The organism is Corallococcus sp. AS-1-12 (genome assembly GCF_020036995.1).
GTDB lineage: Bacteria > Myxococcota > Myxococcia > Myxococcales > Myxococcaceae > Corallococcus.
Genome location: NZ_JAIQDD010000005.1, coordinates 420,106 through 439,852 on the forward strand (window position 1 = coordinate 420,106; position 19,747 = coordinate 439,852).

Below are 19,747 nucleotides of genomic sequence, written 5' to 3' on the forward strand. Positions count from 1 at the left end.
CGACTTTGCCCAAGAGGGACGTGACACCGTGACCTTGAAGATCCACCAGGACCACTCCCGCTTCAAACAGATCGTCCGCGGGAAGATCAAAGCCAACCTGCGCAAGTACGTGCAGAAGGGCGAGATGCTGGGCAAGAAGGGCAAGGATGCCATCAGCATCCCCATCCCCTTCATCGACATCCCGCGCTTCAAGTACGGCCACAAGGAGCAGGGCGGCGTTGGACAGGGTGACGGTGACGTCGGCCAGCAGCTCGGCCCCGGGGCGGTGGAGCCCGGGGACGGGCACCAGGCCGGCCAGGGCGAAGGCGACCACGCCCTGGAGGTGGACGTCACGCTGGAGGAGCTGGCGCAGATTCTTGGCGAGGAGCTCCAACTGCCGCGGATTGAGCGGCGGCAGAACGAGCGCATCGTCACGCAGAAGGTGAAGTACACGGGCGTGAACACCACGGGCCCGGAGTCCCTGCGCCACTTCAAGCGCACCTTCAAGCAGGCCCTGAAGCGTCAAATCGCCACCGGCACCTACGACCCGAAGATGCCGGTCATCATCCCCACGCGCGAGGACCGGCGCTACCGCAGCTACAAGCTGCAGGAGCTGCCAGAGACGAACGCGGTCATCATCTACATGATGGACGTGTCCGGCTCGATGGGGGACGAGCAGAAGGAGATCGTCCGCATCGAGAGCTTCTGGCTCGATACGTGGCTCAAGCACCAGTACAAGGGGCTGGAGTCGCGCTACATCATCCACGACGCGGTGGCCCGCGAAGTGGACCGCGACACGTTCTTCCACACCCGCGAGTCCGGCGGGACGATGATCTCCAGCGCATACAAGCTGTGCCGGGACATCATCCAGGCGGACTACCCGAAGAGCGCGTGGAACATCTACCCGTTCCACTTCAGCGACGGGGACAACTGGAGCGCGGACGACACGCGCCAGTGCATTGAAATGCTCCGCAACGACATCCTCCCGCAGGTGAACCAGTTCGCCTACGGGCAGGTGGAGTCCCCCTACGGCAGCGGGCAGTTCATCAAGGACCTGCGCGAGGCCGTGGGTGACACCAACAACGTCGCGCTGAGCGAGATCGCGGACAAGGACGCCATCTACGCCTCCATCAAGGACTTCCTCGGCAAGGGGCGCTGACACGAGCGCTTCTGTCTCATCCCCCACCGGAGCCACCGCCCCATGCCCAAGAGCCTCACACCGCGACTCGCAGCGCTGCGGGATGAAATCCACGGCTACGCCAAGGAGTTCGGCCTGGACTTCTTCGACACCGTCTTCGAGATGGTGTCCTACGACGAGATGAACATGGTGGCCGCCTACGGCGGCTTCCCCACCCGCTACCCCCACTGGCGCTGGGGCATGGAGTACGAGCAACTGGCGAAGGGGTACGAGTACGGGCTTTCGAAAATCTACGAGCTCGTCATCAACAACGACCCCTGCTACGCCTACTTGATGGAGAGCAACCCGGAGGTGGACCAGAAGCTGGTGATGGCCCACGTCTACGGTCACTGCGACTTCTTCAAGAACAACTTCTCCTTCCGGCACACCAACCGCCGGATGATTGACGACATGGCCAACCACGCCACCCGCGTCCGGCGGTGGGTGGACAAGATTGGCGTGGAGAAGGTGGAGGACTTCATCGACCGGACGCTGTCGCTGGAGAACCTCATCGACCAGCACGCGCCGCACATCCGGCGCAACCCGGACCCGCAGCGCGCGGAGGAGGAAGCCAAGTCCAACGAGCGCGTGGAGGGCTTCAAGGTGAACCGCGAGTACATGCGCGGCTTCATCAACCCCTCCGAGTTCATGGACTCACAGCGCAAGCGCGCGGAGGACGAGAAGCAGCAGCGCAAGCGCTTCCCGGAGCGCCCGCAGCGCGACGTGCTCTACTTCCTGTTGGAGCACGCGCCGCTGGAGCCGTGGGAGGTGGACATCCTCTCCATCCTGCGCGACGAGGCGTACTACTTCGCGCCCCAGGGCCAGACGAAGATCATGAACGAGGGATGGGCCAGCTACTGGCACTCCACCATCATGACCCGCCGGGCGCTGAAGGACGATGAGATCATCGACTACGCGGACCACCACTCCGGCACCATGGGCGTGCGCCCCGGCGCCATCAACCCGTACAAGCTGGGCATCGAGCTGTGGCGGGACATTGAAGACCGGTGGAACAAGGGCAAGTTCGGCAAGGAGTGGGACGAGTGCGATGACCTTCGCGCGCGCCAGGCCTGGGACAAGAAGCTGGGCGCGGGGCGCGAGAAGATCTTCGAGGTGCGCAAGCACTACAACGACATCACCTTCATCGACACGTTCCTCACCGCCGAGTTCGCCCAGCAGCAGAAGCTCTTCGTCTACGGCTTCAACGACAAGCGCAACTCGTGGGAAATCTTGGACCGCGAGTTCCGCAAGGTGAAGAACAAGCTGCTCACGTCGCTCACCAACTTCGGGCAGCCCATCATCGAGGTGGTGGACGGCAACTACGAGAACCGCTCGGAGCTGCTGCTCGCGCACAAGCACGACGGGCAGGACCTGAAGGGCGACTACGCGCGCGAGACGCTGCGCAACCTCCAGTCCCTGTGGCGGCGCCCGGTGAACATCATCACCCGCTACGACGGCAAGGGCACCCTGCTGCGCTACGACGGGCAGCACCACTCGGAAAAGAAAGTGGAGCTGTAAGGCCGGAAGTCCCAAGCAGGCAGGCAGGCTGCGGAAGTGCGGTCAGGATTTGGGCGGAGGACCAACAGTCCTCTACACTCCTGTATCGCCCCCCATGAAGACCGCTTCCCTCCTCTGCCTCGCCGCCCTCGGGGTGGCTTCGACGTCCGAAGCCGCCACCCAGTTCGAAATCAAGAACCGCCGCATCGAGCCGCGCCAGACGCTGGCGGGCGCGCTGCATGACGCGCAACTGCCCGACGAGCAGGTGACGGCGGTCATCTCCGCGCTGGAGGGCGTGTTCGACTTCCGCAAGTCGCGCGTGGGGGACCAGTTCCGCCTGGTGATGAAGAACGGCGAGCTGGACTTCTTCGACTACCGCCAGAGCACCGTGGACGAGTGGCAGGTGCGCCGCGACGGGGAGAAGTACGTCGGCAGCAAGCGCTCCATCGAGGTGGAGAAGCAGGTGTCGCTGGTGTCGCTGGAGATCAGCTCGTCCCTGTACGAGGCGACGCTCGCGGCGGGTGAGGACCCGTCCATCGGACTGGTGCTGTCGGACGTGTTCGCGTGGGACATCGACTTCTACCGCGACGTGCGCAAGGGCGACCGGGCCAAGGCCCTGGTGGAGAAGTTCGTCTCCAAGGGCCGCGTGCTGCGCTACGGCGAGGTGCTGGCGGCCACGTACGAGGGCGGGCTGGTGGGCAACAAGCGCGTGTTCCGCTACGTGCTGCCCAACGGCGAGGCCAACTTCTTCCAGGAGGACGGCGCCAGCGCGAAGAAGACCTTCCTCAAGAGCCCGCTGAAGTACGCGCACGTCACCAGCAGCTTCGGGTCGCGCTTCCACCCGGTGCTCCAGTACGTGAAGAACCACAACGGCGTGGACTACGGCACGCCCATTGGCACCCCGGTGTGGGCCGTGGCGGACGGCACCGTCGTGTCCGCGGGCAACGCGGGCGCGGCCGGCAACATGGTGGTGCTGCGCCACGCCAACGGCATGGAGACGCAGTACATGCACCTGTCGCGCTTCGGTGACGGCGTGCGCGCCGGCCAGCGCGTGCGGCAGAAGCAGGTGATTGCCTACTCCGGCAACACCGGCCGCTCCACCGGCCCGCACCTGCACTTCGGCCTGAAGCGCAACGGCGCCTACGCCAACCCGCTCACCCAGAAGTTCCCCCGCGCGGATCCGCTGCCCAAGGAGCTGACGGCGGACTTCCTCGCCAAGGCGCAGGACATGGCCCAGCAGCTTGACGCCGTGTCCGTGGCCGCCGTCGCCGGCAAGGCGGGCCCGGCGCCCACCGCCACGAAGTAGCCCCAGGCCGCCTCGCGCCGAAAGCCCCGGGCCCCCTCCCCTTCACGGTGGAGCGGGGCCCGTCGCTTGTCTCAGGTCCATTCGATGATGAACTCGGAGTCGCCCAGGCACCGCTCGGTGCCCCGCACGCTGCCCTCGCGGTGGAGCGCGTGGAGGGGCCCGCCGAGGATGCCCTCGTGGACCTCCACGGGCAGCAGGTCCCCCTTGAAGACGAGCCGCACGCGCTTGTCGCCCAGGGCCTGGTACTCGCGCTGCCCGTAGCTCACCGCGGTGGAGTACGACGCGGGCGCGTTGCTGTAGAGGCGCTTGGGGTCGGCGCCGCTGGAGGTGAGGCGCAGGAGCGTCTGCCCCACCGTGGACTCGAAGAAGGTCCCGACGATGGCCTCCCCGCACGCCCGCAGGGCCGCGTCACGTGTGCCGTACTCCGGCTGGAGCGCCTCCGACGCGAAGGCGAGCAGCCGCAGGAAGTCCACCGCCGGGTAGGAGAAGAAGTCCACCGGGCTGCGCTGCATGAGCGGCGCGCGCAGGCGCTCCGCGGCGTCACGCCCCAACCGCTGGTGCGCGAGCCGCAGCACCGCCGCGAAGCTCAAGCCCCGCACGGTGTCCCCGGGCCGGGTGAGGGCGATGCGCGCTTCCAGGTCATCCAGGGGGCGGGACATTCGCGAGCTTTGTACTCCACTTCCGCTCGCTTCCGGCCCACCCCCGCGGGGGAGGTGCTCGCCATCGCGCACCCTGGGGCCGCGCCGCGTCACGCGGGTCCCCGGGCACCTTCCCTCCCTGGCGGAGGAAGCGGCCGACCCCGGGCGGGGGACGTGGGTTTCCCCTGCCCTGGGCTGGCGTGACACGGTAGCCTTCCGTCATGGGCGTCCCGCGTCAAAAGCGCGGGCGCTCGCGCAGTGCCTCCACCCCTTCGCGACCCTCGAGACGACCGACTTATGGCTCCTCCCGCCTCCGCGCGCCCCGCTTCGCCCCCGCCCTCCGCCTCGGGAACCCCCGAAGACAGCGGCCGCACCGGGCTCGACGCGGCCAGCGTCCGTCGCGGCTTCTTCGAACACGTGCGCTATTCGCGCGGCAAGAACCCGGAGACGGCCACCCCGCATGACCGCTTCATGGCGCTGTCGCTGGCCGTGCGCGACCGCCTCACGGACCGCTGGGTGAAGACGGCGCGCACCTACTACGAGCAGGACGTCAAGCGCGCCTATTACCTGTCCGCGGAGTACCTGCTGGGCCGCGCGCTGGGCAACAACCTGCTCAACCTCAACACGTACGAGGCCGCCGCCGCCGCCATGCAGGAAGTCGGCGTGGACCTGGGCCAGTTGCTGGAGATGGAGCCGGACGCGGGCCTGGGCAACGGCGGCCTGGGCCGGCTGGCGGCGTGCTTCCTGGATTCGCTGGCCACCCTGGGCTACCCGGGCATGGGCTACGGCATCCGCTACGAGTTCGGCATCTTCTCCCAGGACCTGGTGGAGGGACACCAGGTGGAGCGCGCGGACGAGTGGCTGAAGTTCGGCAACCCGTGGGAGATCGTCCGGCCGGAGAAGGCGGTGCCGGTGCGCTTCTTCGGGCGCGTGGAGCACCACCAGGGTCCGGATGGCCGGCCGGTGGCGCGCTGGGTGGGCGGCAAGACGGTGATTGGCGTGCCGTACGACACGCCCATCGCGGGCTACGGCAACAACACCGTCAACACGCTGCGGCTGTGGCAGGCGCGCGCGAGCGCGGAGTTCGACCTGCTGCTGTTCAACGCCGGTGACTACGAGCGCTCCGTGGTGGAGAAGAACGACTCGGAGGTCATCTCCAAGGTCCTCTACCCCAACGACGCGTTCCAGGCCGGCAAGGAGCTGCGCCTCAAGCAGCAGTACTTCTTCGTGGCGTGCTCCATCGCGGACATCGTCCGGCGCTACCTGAAGAACCACAACGACTTCCGGGACTTCTCCAGGAAGTGCGCCATCCAGCTCAATGACACGCACCCGGCCATTGGCGTGGCGGAGCTGATGCGCGTGCTGGTGGACGAGAAGCGCCTGCTCTGGGACGAGGCCTGGTCCATCACCCAGGAGACGTTCGGCTACACCAACCACACGCTCCTGGCGGAGGCCATGGAGCGCTGGCCGGTGTCGCTGTTCGAGCGGCTGCTGCCCCGCCACCTGGAAATCATCTTCGAGATCAACCAACGCTTCATGCGCCAGGTGCAGATCCGCTACCCGTTCGACGTGGAGAAGCAGCAGCGGATGAGCCTGGTGGAGGAGGGCCCGGAGAAGAAGATCCGCATGGCCCACCTGGCCGTGGTGGGCAGCCACAGCATCAACGGCGTGGCCGCGCTGCACACGGACCTCTTGCGCCGCGACGTGCTGCCGGACTTCGCGCAGATGTACCCGGAGCGCTTCAACAACAAGACCAACGGCGTGACGCCGCGCCGGTGGCTGGCGTGGTGCAACCCGCGCCTGTCCAAGCTGATTACGAGCCGCATTGGCGAGGGCTGGACCACGGACCTGGACCTGCTCCAGAAGCTGGAGCCGCACGCGGAGGACCCGGAGTTCCGCAAGGCCTTCCGCGAGGTGAAGCGCGCCAACAAGGAGGAGCTGGCCCAGCACGTGAGGGACCTGCGCTGGGTGCAGCTCAACCCGGACGCCATCTTCGACGTGCAGATCAAGCGCCTGCACGAGTACAAGCGGCAGCTCCTGGACGCCATCCACATCGTGGCGCTGTGGATGAAGGCGCGCAGGGACCCGTCCAGCGTCATCACGCCGCGCGCGTTCCTCTTCGGCGCGAAGGCGGCGCCGGGCTACCACCTGGCGAAGCTGACCATCCGGCTCATCAACGGCATCGCGGAGGTGGTCAACAGCGACGCGGGCGCCACGGGGTTGCAGGTGGTGTTCCTGCCCAACTACCGGGTGAGCCTGGCGGAGCGCATCATCCCCGCGGCGGACGTGTCCGAGCAGATTTCGACGGCGGGCTGGGAGGCCTCCGGCACGGGCAACATGAAGCTGATGCTCAACGGCGCGCTGACGCTGGGCACGCTGGACGGCGCCAACGTGGAGATCCGCGACGCGGTGGGCGACGAGAACTTCTTCCTCTTCGGGCTCACGGCGGATGAGGTCATCGCGCGCAAGAAGGCCGGCTACCGGCCGCGCGAGGTGTACGAGTCCAACACGGAGCTGCGCGAGGCGCTGGACCTCATCCGCTCCGGCTTCTTCTCGCCGGAGGACCGCAACCTCTTCCAGCCGCTGGTGGACAGCCTGCTCAACGAGGACCGCTACCTGGTGCTGGCGGACTTCGCGTCCTACGCGGCGAAGCAGGAGGACGTGGCGCGCGCCTACAAGGACGCCGAGTCCTGGACGAAGAAGTGCATCATCAACGTCGCCCGCGCGGGCATCTTCTCCTCCGACCGCACCATCAAGCAGTACGCGGAGGAGATCTGGAAGGTGCAGCAGACGACCGTGGAGTGACGTGACGCTCGGCACTGGCGGCCCCCTCCTCCCGGGGCCGCCGTGCCGTCCGCCGCTCAGGCGGCCTTGTTGAGCCAGGCCTCGTACGCGCGGAAGTCGTAGTCGCGGCCAAGGAAGTGGTGCACCAGGCGGGCGGCGTCGTCGGAGCCGCCCGGCTCCAGCACCGCGCGGCGGTAGGCCTGCGCGGGCTCGGGGTTGAGCAGGCCCTTCGTCTGGAACACCGTGAAGAGGTCCTTCGCGATGACCAACGACCACATGTACGTGTAGTAGTTGGACGAGTACCCGTCCAGGTGCCCGAAGGTGAGGTGGAAGTACGTGCCCTCCAGGTACGGGAAGGGGATGTACTGGCCCTGCAGCTCACGCACGAGCGCGGTGGCGTCCAGGTCCTTCGGGTCGCGCCGGTACAGCTCCAGGCTGAGCGCCGCGTAGAACATCTGCTGGCGCACGAAGAGCCCCTTGCCGAACTCGTCCGCGGCGAGCATGCGCTCCACCAGCTCCGCGGGCAGCGCCTCGCCCGTCTGGTAGTGCTTCGCGAAGGTCTGCAGGCACGTCACGTCGCGCCCCCACTCCTCCAGCATCTGCGACGGGGCCTCCACGAAGTCCCACTCCGTGCGCACGCCGGACAGGCCCGCCCACTTCGTGTGGCCGCCGAAGATGTGGTGCAGGAGGTGGCCGAACTCGTGGAAGAACGTCTCCACGTCGCCGTGCTGCATGAGCGCGGGCTCCGCGCCGGGCTTGGGGAAGTTGCAGATGAGCGCGCCTTCCGGCAGCCGCCGGCCGGACTTGCCGCTCGTCAGCGTGAACTGGGCCGCGTGCTTGTACTTGTCCGCGCGCGGGTGCATGTCCAGGAAGAAGCGGCCCTTGAGCGTCTGGCCTTCGTGGACGTCGTAGACCTCCACGTCCGGGTGCCACACGGGCACGTCCTTCACGGGGCGGTAGGTGACGCCGAAGAGGCGCGCCGTGAGGTCCAGCACGCCCTGCTTCACGCGCGTGTATTCGAAGTAGGGGCGCACCGTCTGCGAGTCGAAGGCGTACTGCTCCGCCTTCACGCGGTCATCCAGGTAGCCGGAGTCCCACGGGTTCACCTTGTCGGCGGCCGGGTCGTCCTTGCGCTTGCGCTCCAGGAGCACGGCGTAGTCGCGCTTCATGCGCTCCTCCGACGCGTCGGCGATCTTCCGGATGAAGGTGCCCGCGGCGTCCGCGGTGCGCACCATCTTGTCCTCGGTGGCGTAGGCGGCCCAGTGCGGGTAGCCCAGCAGCGTGGCCAGCTCATGGCGCTTCTGGACCAGCTTCTGGAGCACGTCCACGTTGGAGGGGTAGCCGCGCTGGCGGTTGGCGCGCCAGAGCGCTTCGCGGGCCTTGCCGTCGCGCGCGTAGGTGAGGAAGGGCACCAGGTCCGGGTAGTCCGTGGAGATGCGCACCTGGCCGTCCTCGCCGGGGGCGTGCGCGCGCACGTAGTCCTCCGGCAGGCCGTCCAGCGCGGCCGGGGGCAGGGACACCTTGCGGGTGTCCTGGCTGATGTTGCGGCTGAACTCCTGGCCAATGCGGACCAGCTCCTCCTGGAGCGCCTTCACCTTCGCGCGGGTGGCGTCGTCGCGGTCCACGCCGGCGCGGCGGAAGTCGCGCAGCACCTTCTCCATCCACTTGCGCGTGGCGGCGTCCTCCTGGGACAGGTCCACGCGCGCCAGGACGTCGTAGACGCCCCGGTCCATGCGGATGTCGTTGGCCAGGTTTTCGATGGCCTGCTCGGAGGCCTCCGCGGCCTCGCGCAGGGCGGCCTCCGGGTGCGTGTGGCGCACGACGCTGGCGCGCGCGGCGGCGTCATCCAGCGCGGCCGAGGACTCGTCGAACAGCTCCAGGACCTCCCTGGGGGGCGTGGAGGCGGGCAGCGTCTTCAGTCGCGCGATGCCGTCGCGGGCCCTGGACAGGGCCTCCTCGCTCGCGCGGCGGAACTCCTCCGGCGGGCAGGTGACATGGCGGGCGGCGTCGGGGACCAGGGGCTCGGACACGGGATGGGCTCCTCTCAAGCCGTGGGTGTGCGGGAAAGGGCTCAAAGCTAATGCGCCCCGTCCTCCCTGGCAGCATCCGAGTGGCCCGGCGCGGACGGTTGCCGGGCAGTGGACGCCCTCCCCCGCCCCGTCCGTCGGGCGGCGGACGGGCGGGCGGTGCCCGAAGGCGGAAGGCCGCCCCGGCGTGAGTGCCGGAGGCGGCCTTCCTGGGACTTCTCAAGGGTGAGGCGGAGGCGTCAGTAGAACTCGAGCGGGCTCTGCGAGGTCTGCGGCTCCCGGACGGCGCGGGTCACGAAGTCCTGGCCGTTGTTGTCCGTGTCCTGCCCATTGCCACGAAGGGCGTCCGCGCCGGTCGTGCCCATGGTGGTGGAGGTGGAGGAGGCCACGGCCTTGCGCTCGAGGCTGCCGCCCACCGCCGGGTGCGAAGGGGCGGCGGTGCCCTCGGGGGAATTCCCGGCGCCCCATCCCAGCTTGTCCACGTCCACGTAGGTCCCCCCCACGAGCTGCTGGATGCGGACGTGGCCACCGGCGGTCGTGGAGGCCGACGCATCGAAGGTGTAGCCGAGGTCCTTGGCCAGCGTGCCCGTGCCGCTGTAGTTCGCCCCGCCCAGAAGGAAGTAGCCGTGGGCGCGGATGACCTTTCCGGCGGGAATGGTGACGGTCCCGCTCCAGGTGGTCCCGGTGGCGGACTTGTAGCTGAGCTGCCAGTTGGACAGGTCCACGTCCGAGTTCGTCGGGTTGTAGAGCTCGACGAACTCGTCCGTCGCGGCCGTGCCCGTGCCGTTGCCGCCGCTGACCTCGCTGATGACCACGTGGTTCGTCAGCGGTGTCTTGACGACCGTCACCGAGCCCCAGGTGCCCGCGGGAGGATCCACCTTGCCGGACTGGTCGCAGTACACCCACGGCTCGCCCTTGAAGCGGTAGCGGAAGCCGTAGCGGTACGTGCCGGCCGTGGGAATCTGGAGGACCGCCTTCATTTCGTCGTTGTTGGAGTTCGGCGTGGTGAAGCCCGCGTTGAAGTCCGCCGCCGTCCACGTCCAGCCCGCCGGGTTGGCGGCGTCCGTGCCGTAGCCCAACTGCGCCTCGATGAGCGGGTAGAAGTCGTTGCCCTGCGTGTTCCGCTGCGTGACGTCGTAGCTGTAGAACTGGCTGTAGATGTCGTAGCTGGCGTTGGGGGCGATGACCGCCGGGTAGGCGTTGTCCGGCGACGGGAACGTCTTCGGGTACTGGATGGCGCAGTAGTTCAGCGGCTTCTCCACGTTCAGGCCGCAGTCGTCGTTGGCCTGGAGCGGCGTGCCCCGGTCCCCGCCGGACAGGCTGCCGGTGGAGTCACACCAGTACCAGGCCTGGGCGCTGCCCTTCGTCCCGATGATGCTGGACGCGAGGCTCATGGCCCGGCCCGTCGTCTGGGGGAACGCGTTCGTGTACGTGAGGCTGTCCACCGTCACCGCGCCCTGCTTGAGCGTGATGGAGCCCGTGCTGTCCATGAACTTGTCGATGCCATAGTCGGTGTTCGCCGACACGCCACCGTTGCGCGTGTAGTTCGCGTCCTGCGCGAGCACCGTCCGGCCGCCGGGGGGCACCAGCAGCGTGGGGTTGTGGTTCACCGTGAAGGACGTCTCCGTCCCCGCGCTGTTGACCAGGGTCACCGTCAGGCCCTGCGCGTCCAGCAGATGCGACGTGGTGTTGGTCAGCTCCAGGTACTCGGTGGTGCCCGCGGAGGGCGAGTGCATCACCTCCGAGATGACCAGCTCGCCCGCGCCCGGGTGCGGCGCGCTGGTGCACGCGCCCGCGTAGCAGACCGCGTCCGCGCCGGTGCAGGTCTCGAGCGTCGAGTCGCCGGCCACGCAGGTCGGCGCGCCGTTCTGCACCACGCACACCGACGAGTAGACCTCGCGCGAGTAACCGTCCTCCGCGCACTGGGGCGCGGGCGGCGTGCACACGTAGCCGTCGCACGGGCTGGTGGTGGCGGTGCTCGCGGTGGCGAGCGCGCTGGCGTTGTCCGCGCCGTCGAACGTCCGGAGCGCGAAGTGGTACGTCGTGGCCGCCGTCAGGCCGGTGACGGTGAAGGACTCCGCCGTGCCCGCCGTCTGGGGCGCGCTCATGCCCGTCACGAGCGTGGCCGCGCCGAAGGTGGCGTCGGTGATGGCGGACGTGGCGTAGCGCAGCTCGTAGCGCGAGGCCGTGCCCAGCACGCCGTCGTCACCCGGGGCCTGCCAGTCCAGGCGGATGCTGTCGCCGGACACCCCCGTCGCGCTGAAGCTCGCGGCGGCGGACGGCGCCTGTGCGTCGGAGATGATCAGGTCCGCCGACGTGAGGGTCTGGAAGTCGTCCGCGCTCGCCTGGAGCTGGTACGTGCCTTCGTCGTTGATGCTGAGCTCGCCGAAGGTGGCCACGCCGCTCACGGTGGTGCGCGTGGGGACGCCCTGGGCGAAGCCGCCGCCCACCAGCGCCAGTTGCACATCGGCTGACGCGTCGGTGAGGGTGTTGCCGTAGGCGTCCTTCACCGCGACCTCGATGTCCGCCAGCGCCTGCCGCACCGAGCCCGTCGTGGGCGCGGAGGCGAAGGTCAACTGGCCCACGCCCGCCGGGAGGATGGAATACGTGTGCGAGGCCGTGAGCGACAGGTCCGTCACGTCCTCCACGGTGACGGACTGGTCCCCGGCGGTGCGCAGCTCCACATTGAAGGTGTGCCGGCCCTCGTCCAGCAGGGTGAACGTATAGGCACCAGGCAGCACCGCCTGCGCATCCGACGACGAGAAGGTCACCGTGGACGCGTAGTCCTTCGCCACGTTGCCGTAGGCGTCACGCGCCACCAGCTCGTAGCTCAGCGACTGGCCCGCGCCGAACGGGCCCGCGCTCGCGATGACTTCGAGCGACGCGGCCGTGACGGAGCGCACCTCCGCGTTCACCGTCGCGGTGAGGGCCGGGGTGGCCGTGTCCGTGGCCGTGAGCGACTGCGTGCCCGCCGTCTTGAACACGAGGCCGGAGACCGTCTTCTCGCCCTGGTCCGCCGGGGCGAAGACGGCGTCCGGAGGCAGCACCGCCTGCGCGTCCGAGGACGTGAAGCGCACCGTGCCGGTGTAACCCTGGATGCGGTTGCCAAAGGCGTCCGTCACGGAGACGGTCACGTCGTTCGAGTCGCCCGCGTCGACCGGATCCGCGAAGGCCGCGAGCACCAGCTTCGCCGCGGCACCCGCGCCCACCGTGAAGGACTGGCTCTCCTGCGTCAGCGAGCCCGCCGTGGCCGTGAACGTGTACGTGCCCGCCGTGTCCACGCGCAGGCCCGCGAAGGTGGCCACGCCATTCACCGCAGCCACCGGCACCGCCGTGAAGCCAGCCTGACCGGTGAGCGTCAGCGTCACCACCGTGGTGGCCGTGGAGACGACGTCGCCCCGCGCGTCCAGCAGCGACACCTTCACGTCCGCGAGCGTGGAGCCCGCAGTGCCATTCGACGGTTGCAGCGTGAACGCCAACTGCGTCACCTGCGGGTCCGCCGTGGACACCGCGAGGCTGTCCGAGCGCGCGGAATTGCCGTGCGCGTCCGTCACCTTGAGCGCCACGTGGTACGTCTTCCCGGCCGCGAGCCCGGAGAGGGTCGCGGACTGCTCCGTGCCCGGAGGCACCGGGGCGCCGACCGTCACCGGCGTCGCCGCGTCGAAGGCCGCGTCCGTGGTGATGGCGGACGTCGCGTAGCGCAGCTCCTGCGACGCCAGTTGCCCCTGCACACCGTCATCCCCTACGCCCGTCCATTGCACGGTGAGGCCCGTCTCCGTGGCCCCCGTCTGCGTCAGCACCGGCTTCGCGGGCGCCACGTCGTCCACCACCTCCACGTCCGCGCTGCTCACGTCCTGCACGCCCTGCGCGGACGCCACCAGGTGCGTGGTGCCGTGCCCCGCGATGCTCAAGTCCGTGAAGGTCGCGACACCGTCCACCGGCGCCGCGCTCACGGTCCCCGCAAGCGTTAAGGCCCCCGCCGGCAGCGACAGCTTCACCGTCAGCCCGGTCGCCGACGCCGGGTTTCCGAAGGCGTCCTGGACCGCGACCTTCACGGTCCCCAGGGAGGCGCGCGTCGACACGCGCGAGGCGGGCTGCTGCGTGAACACCAGCTTCGAGGGCGCCGCGGCGGACACGAGCACCCTGGACTCGAAGGAGAAGGCCCCTGCGCTGTCCGCAATCGTCAGGAACCGCGGCCCGGCGGTGCGGAAGGTGATGTCCTGGAACTTGAACCGGCCCGCGTCCACGGCGGTGAACGTGTGGGAGGGCAGCGTCGCGGCCGCGTCCGTGGACGTCAGCGTCACCGTGCCCGTGTAGGTCGTCACCGTGTTGGCGTACATGTCCGAGAGCGTGACCTCCAGGGACTCCGCCGTGCCCGCCGTGGTGGTCTCCAGGAGGCGGTCCAGCCCCAGCGCGGACACCGCACCGGGCTCCACCTTGAAGACGGTGCTGGGGACGGGCTCGAAGCCCGGGGCGCTCGCCATGAAGGAGTAGCCCTTGCCCGCGCGCTTCAGCACCACGTCCGGGAAGGTCGCGACGCCGTTCACCGCGGCCACCGTCAACTGCCCCTCCGGGAACACGATGCCGCCGGAGCCCAGCGACAGCGTCACCTCCGCCGTGCTGTCCGTCACCACCCCGCCAGCGCCGTTGCGCACCTCCACCACCAGGAGCTTGAGCGGCTCGCCCGCGACGGCATCCGGCAGCGCCGAGCGGAACGCCAGCGTCTTCACGGTGTTGACGTCCGCGAAGTCCACCGTGGCCGTCGCGTCGAGCGCCGTCATCTTGCCGGTGTCGTCCTTCACGGACGCCTTCACCGTCTTCACGCCCGGCACCGTGGACGTCACGTGCGCCTGCGCCTGGCCGTTGATGTTGGTGACGAGCGCGGACTCCTGGACGGAGACGCCCTCCCCCTCCAGCGTCAGCGACACCGAGCGCCCGGACAGCCGCGAGCCGTCCGCCTTGCGCAGCGCCGTCACGGTGACGACCGCGACGTCCTCGCCGTTCGCCAGCACTCCCGTGGGCCGGTCCACCACCACCGTGGAGGCCGCCGTGTCCACCACGCCCTCGATTTCGGGCGGAGGCTGCGGCGGGGTTCCAGAGTCTTTACAGCCGAGCGACAGGCCCAGACACAGCACGCTCAACCCCAGACAGCGGGCGAGCACAGCGATCCGTGGGGACATGGATGTCTCCGTCCAGCGAGCAGCCCCGCGCGGCTTCGTGCGCTTCTCACGGGGTTTCAGTGCTTTCTAGCAGACATCCCCCGACCCTCGCGAAGCAGGGCCGGAGGTTTGCACCTCAACTGGAATCCCCGTTGGGAACGGTCAGTAGAACTCGACCTGGCTCGCGGAATTCTGGGGTTCCCGTTCCGGGACGTCCAAGAAGTTCGTCGCGTTGTCGTTCGTGTCGTAGGCGTTCCCCCGCCAGTAATCCGAGCCGAGCACGGACACCATCCCCGAGGGGACCGAGGTGGACACGGCCTTGCGGATCAGGCTTCTGCCCGCGGAGTACGGAGCGGGGGAGCCCTCGGGCTGGCTGGCGGTGCCGTACCCGAGCCGGTCCACCTCGGTGAAGCTCGCCCCGTCCGGACTCCGGAGGCGGATGTGGCCACCGGTCGAGGAGTCCGCTGCGTCGAAAACCGAGTACCTGACGTCCGCGGCGACCGTGCCCGTGTAGGTCGCGCCGCCCAGCAGGAAGAAGCCGTGGGCGCGAATCCTGCTCCCGGCCGGGAGGACGAAGGTCGTGTAGCTGCTCCCCTTGGCGGGCATGTAGCCCACCTCCCAGCCCGTCAGGTCCACGTCCGCGTGCGTCGGGTTGTAGAGCTCGATGATCTCATCCGCGCTGAGGTAGGGCTGCCCTCCATTGAACTCGCTGATGACGACATGGTCCGTCAGCGGCGGCTTCACATTCGCCACCACCGTCACCGAGCCATACGTGCCGGCGGGTGGAACGGTGATGCCGTTCTGATCGCAATACACCCACGGCGCGCCCGCGTCCTTGAACCGGTAGCGGAAGCCATAGCGGTAGGTCCCGGGCGTGGGGATGTTCATCCAGGTCCGCATCTGGTCGTTCACGCTTCCCGCGGACACGGCGTAGTTCACGTTGAAGTCGGCCTTGAGCCACGTCCAGCCCTCCGGGTTGGCGGCGTCCGTGCCGTACCCCAACTGCGCCTCGATGCGCGGGGAGTAGTCATTGCCGGTCGGGTTCCGGGTGGTGACGTCGAAGTCGGAGAACGAGCTGTGGATGGCGTAGGTCTCGGTGGTGGTGATGGTGGCCGGGTACCTGGGGAAGTCCGGAAAAGTCTTCGGGTACGCGATGTTGCAGAAGTCCACCGGAGGCTGGACGTTCATGCCGCAGTCGTCATTGGGCTGGCCCGGCGTGCCCCGGTCGCCGCCCTTGAGGCTGCCGGAGGAGTCACACCAGTACCAGGACCGGGACCGGGCGCTGGCCGGCGCGCCGATGATGCTGGACGCGAGGCTCATCGCGCGACCGGGCGTGTTCGGGAAACCTTCCCAGTATTCGACGCGGTCCACCGACGGATTTCCCGGTGGGCCAAACAGCCCCCGGATGGCGACGGCGCCCGTGCTGTCCATGCGCATGCTCGTGCCATACGCGTAGCTCGCGGGCACTCCACCGTTCGTCGCCGGGTTCGCGTCCTGCGCGAACACCACCCGCCCGCCGGGTTCGACCAACAGCGGCTTGCCATACAGCACGGAGAAACCGGAGAACGATCCCTGACTGTTCGTGATGTGCACCTGCATGCCGTTCAGGTCCATCAGCTTCGTGCTGGTGTTGGTCAGCTCCAGGTACTCCGTGGTGCCCGCGGAGGGCGAGTGCATCACCTCCGACAGGACGAGTTCCCCTACGTTCACGAACGACGATGCCAGAGTGCACGCGCCCGCGTGGCAGACGCTGGGGCAGACCTGCCGCGCCACCGCGCCGTCCTCGCAGGTCGGCACGCTGTCGCGCACCACGCACACCGACGTGGGCACCTCCAGTGTCTTGGCGTCCTCCGCGCACGTCGGGGCCGGCGGCGTGCACACGTAGCCGTCGCAAGGGCTGGGGGTGCTGGCGCTCGCGGTGGCGAGCGCGCTGACGTTGCCCGCGCCGTCGAAGGTCCTCAGCGCGAAGAAGTAGGTCGTCGCCACCTCCAGGCCGGAGACGGTGAAGGTCTCCGCCATGCCCGGAGCCCGGGGCGTGCTCATGCCCGTCGCCTCCGTGGCCGAGTCGAACGTCGCGTCGGTGATGGCGGACGTGGCGTAGCGCAGCTCGTAGCGCTTCGCCGTCCCCAGGTCGCCGTCGTCTCCCGGGGCCGCCCAATCCAGGCGGAGGCTGGTGCCGGACACAACCGTCGCGCTGAAGCTCCGCGCGACGGCCGGCGCCACCTCGTCGGTGATGAGCAGGTCCCCGGACGTAGCGACCGCCACGGTGTCCGCGTCGGCTTCAAACCGATACGTGCCTTCGTCATTCACGACGAGGCCGGCGAAGGTCGCCACGCCGTCCACGGTCTTCTGCGTGGGATTGGCCTGGGCGAAGCCGCCACCCGCGAGCGCCAGCGTCACGTCCGTCGGGGTGTCTTTGACGGTGTTGCCATACACATCCCGCAGCACGACCTCCACGTCCGCCAGCGCCTGCCGCACCGAGCCCGTCGTGGGCGCGGAGACGAACACCAGCCTGTCGACGGTCGCGGGGAGGATGGAATACGTGTGCGAGGCCGTGAGCGACGTGTCCGTCACGTCCTCCACGGTGACGTCCTGGTCTCCGGCGGTGCGCAGCTCCACGCTGAAGGTGTGCCGGCCCTCGTCCAGCAGGGTGAACGTATAGGCGCCGGGCAGCACCGCCTGCGCATCCGAGGAGGTGAAGGTCACCGTGGACGCGTAGCCCTTCGCCACGTTGCCGTAGGCGTCACGTGCCACCAGCTCGTAGCTCAGCGACTGGCCCGCGCCGAACGGGCCCGCGCTCGCGATGACTTCGAGCGACGTGGCCGTGACGGAGCGCACCTCCGCGTTCACCGTCGCGGTGAGCGCCGGGGTCGCGGTGTCCGTGGCCGTGAGCGACTGCGTGCCCGCCGTCTTGAAGACGAAGCCGGAGACCGTCTTCTCGCCCTGGTCCGCCGGGGCGAAGACGACATCCGGAGGCAGCACCGCCTGCGCGTCCGAGGACGTGAAGCGCACCGTGCCGGTGTAGTCCGGGAGGCGGTTGCCAAAGGCATCCGTCACGGACACCGTCACGTCGTTCGACGCACCCGCGTCGACCGGGCCCGGGAAGGGCACGAGCATCAGCTTCGCCGCCGCGCCCGCGCCCACCGTGAAGGACTGGCTCACCTGCGTCAGCGAGCCCGCCGTGGCCGTGAAGGTGAACGTGCCCGCCGTGTCCACGCGCAGGCCCGCGAAGGTGGCCACGCCATTCACCGCCGCCACCGGCACCGCCGTGAAGCCAGCCTGACCGGTGAGCGTCAGCGTCACCACCGTGGTGGCCTTGGGGACGACGTCGCCCCGCGCGTCCAGCAGTGACACCTTCACGTCCGCGAGCGCCGACCCCGCGTTGCCATTCGACGGCTGCGGCGTGAACGCCAACTGCGTCACCTGCGGATCCTCCGTGGACACCGCGAGGCTGTCCGAGCGCGCGGAGTTGCCGTGCGCGTCCGTCACCTTCAGCGCCACGTGGTACGTCTTGCCCGCCCCGAGCCCGGAGAGGGTCGCGGACTGCTCCGTCCCCGGAGGCACCGGGGCGCCGACCGTCACCGGCGTCGCCGCGTCGAAGGCCGCGTCCGTGCTGATGGCGGACGTCGCGTAGCGCAGCTCCTGCGACGCCAGTTGCCCCTGCACACCGTCATCCCCCACGCCTGTCCACTGCACGGTGAGGCCCGTCTCCGTGGCCCCCGTCTGCGTCAGCACCGGCTTCGCGGGCGCCACGTCGTCCTTCACCTCCACGTCCGCGCTGCTCACGTCCTGCACGCCCTGCGCGGACGCCACCAGGTGCGTGATGCCATGCCCCGCGATGCTCAAGTCCGTGAAGGTCGCGATGCCCTCCACCGGCGCCGCGTCCACCGTTCCCATCAACGTGAAGGTGCCTGGAGGTAGCGACAGCGTCACCGAGGGAGAGGTCACCGGCGCCGTGTTGCCGAAGGCATCCTGGACCGCCACCTTCACGGTCCCCAGGGCGGCACGCGTCGACACAGGCGTGGCCGGCTGCTGCGTGAAGACCAGACGCGCGGGCGCCGCGGCGGACACGTTCGCATCCAGCGTGGCCGCGATGGCGGCCGTCCCGTCACCCATCATCAGGCGCTGGGGACCGGCCGTGCGGAAGGTGATGCCCTGGAACCTGAACCTGCCCGCGTCCACGGGGGTGAAGGTGTGCGCGGCGGGCAGCGTCGCCGCCGCGTCCGTGGACGTCAGCGTCACCGTGCCCGTGTAGCCCGTCACCGTGTTGAGGTACGCGTCCTGGATCGTGACCTCCAGGTCCTGCGTCACGCCCGCGGTGACAGCCTCCAGCCAGGTGCTCCACTCCAGGGCCGAGGGCGCACCGGGCGCCACCGTGAAGGGGGGGCTGGCGACGGCCTCGAAGCCCGGGGCGTTCGCGACGAAGGAGTAGCCCGCGCCCGCACGCTTCAGCACCACGTCCGAAAAGGACGCGACGCCGTTCACCGCCGCCACCGTCAGCAGGCCCTCGGGGGACACGCTGCCGCCGGAGCCCAGCGACAGCGTCACCTCCGCCGTGCTGTCCGCCACCACCGCGCCGCTGGCGTCCTGGACCTCCACCACCAGGCCCGCGAGCGGAACGCCCGCCACGCCGTCCGGCAGCGCCGAGCGGAACGCCAGCGTCTTCACGGTGCTGACGCTCGCGAACTCCACCGTGGCCGTCTGGGTGAGCGGCATCCTTCCGCCGGTCACATCCGTCACCGACGCCTTCACCGTCTTCACGCCCGGCGCCGTGGACGTCACCCGCGCCAGGGCCTCGCCATCGGGGCCGGTGAGGGCCTCCGACTCCAGGACGGAGGCGCCCTCCCCCTCCACCGTCACCGACACCGAGAGCCCGGACAGCCGCGAGCCGTCCGCCTTGCGCAGCACCGTCACCGTGACGACCGCGGTGTCCTGGCCATCCGCCAGCACGCCCGTGGGCCGGTCCACCACCACCGTGGAGGCCGCCGTGTCCACCACGCCCCTGGGCGGAGGCTGCGGGGAGAGCCCCGGCTCCGTGCAGCCCAGTGACAATCCCAGACACAGCACGCTCAACCCCAGACACCGGGCGAGCACAGCAATCCTTGGGGACATGGATGTCTCCGTCCAGCGAGCAGCCCCCGCGCGCGCGGCGTGCGCACCACGCGGGGTTGCAAAGCCTT

8 protein-coding genes are annotated in these 19,747 nt (G+C 69.2%); 4 read left to right on the forward strand and 4 right to left on the reverse strand.

The annotated features are described in order from the left end of the window. Positions 1-28: 28 nt before the first annotated feature. The 3 genes from K8556_RS11380 to K8556_RS11390 all read left to right on the forward strand — a co-directional run bounded on the left by K8556_RS11380 (position 29) and on the right by K8556_RS11390 (position 3,959). Complete coding sequence (locus tag K8556_RS11380) at positions 29-1,138, forward strand: DUF444 family protein (protein ID WP_120549429.1); 1,110 nt, start codon at positions 29-31, stop codon at positions 1,136-1,138. A 42-nt stretch (positions 1,139-1,180) separates the two neighbouring features. Continuing rightward, a complete protein-coding gene (locus K8556_RS11385) occupies positions 1,181-2,674 on the forward strand; it encodes a SpoVR family protein (protein ID WP_223740056.1) in 1,494 nt (497 codons plus the stop codon). A gap of 94 nt (positions 2,675-2,768) precedes the next feature. Beyond that, entirely contained in the window at positions 2,769-3,959 is a 1,191-nt protein-coding gene (locus K8556_RS11390) for a peptidoglycan DD-metalloendopeptidase family protein (RefSeq protein WP_223740057.1), read from the forward strand. Positions 3,960-4,030: 71 nt separating this feature from the next. On the opposite strand, the gene K8556_RS11395 is transcribed toward K8556_RS11390, so the two are convergent. Further along, positions 4,031-4,618, reverse strand: coding sequence for a DUF2378 family protein (locus K8556_RS11395; protein ID WP_223740058.1), 588 nt, complete (start codon positions 4,616-4,618; stop codon positions 4,031-4,033). Between the two features lie 276 nt (positions 4,619-4,894). On the opposite strand from K8556_RS11395, the gene K8556_RS11400 reads away from it, so the two are divergent. Beyond that, the gene (locus K8556_RS11400) at positions 4,895-7,402 is read left to right on the forward strand and encodes a glycogen/starch/alpha-glucan phosphorylase (RefSeq protein ID WP_223740059.1); all 2,508 of its coding nucleotides are present in this window, start codon (positions 4,895-4,897) and stop codon (positions 7,400-7,402) included. 56 nt (positions 7,403-7,458) lie between these two features. Here the strand turns inward: K8556_RS11400 and K8556_RS11405 are convergent, their stop codons facing one another. The 3 genes from K8556_RS11405 to K8556_RS11415 all read right to left on the reverse strand — a co-directional run bounded on the left by K8556_RS11405 (position 7,459) and on the right by K8556_RS11415 (position 19,679). After that, complete coding sequence (locus tag K8556_RS11405; RefSeq protein WP_223740060.1) at positions 7,459-9,411, reverse strand: M3 family metallopeptidase; 1,953 nt, start codon at positions 9,409-9,411, stop codon at positions 7,459-7,461. A 236-nt stretch (positions 9,412-9,647) separates the two neighbouring features. After that, positions 9,648-14,588 (reverse strand): lamin tail domain-containing protein, encoded by a 4,941-nt coding sequence (locus K8556_RS11410; RefSeq protein ID WP_223740061.1) that lies wholly within the window; start codon positions 14,586-14,588, stop codon positions 9,648-9,650. Positions 14,589-14,729: 141 nt separating this feature from the next. Further along, positions 14,730-19,679: a lamin tail domain-containing protein gene (locus tag K8556_RS11415; RefSeq protein ID WP_223740062.1), complete on the reverse strand. Its 4,950-nt coding sequence runs from the start codon at positions 19,677-19,679 to the stop codon at positions 14,730-14,732. Positions 19,680-19,747: the final 68 nt, after the last annotated feature.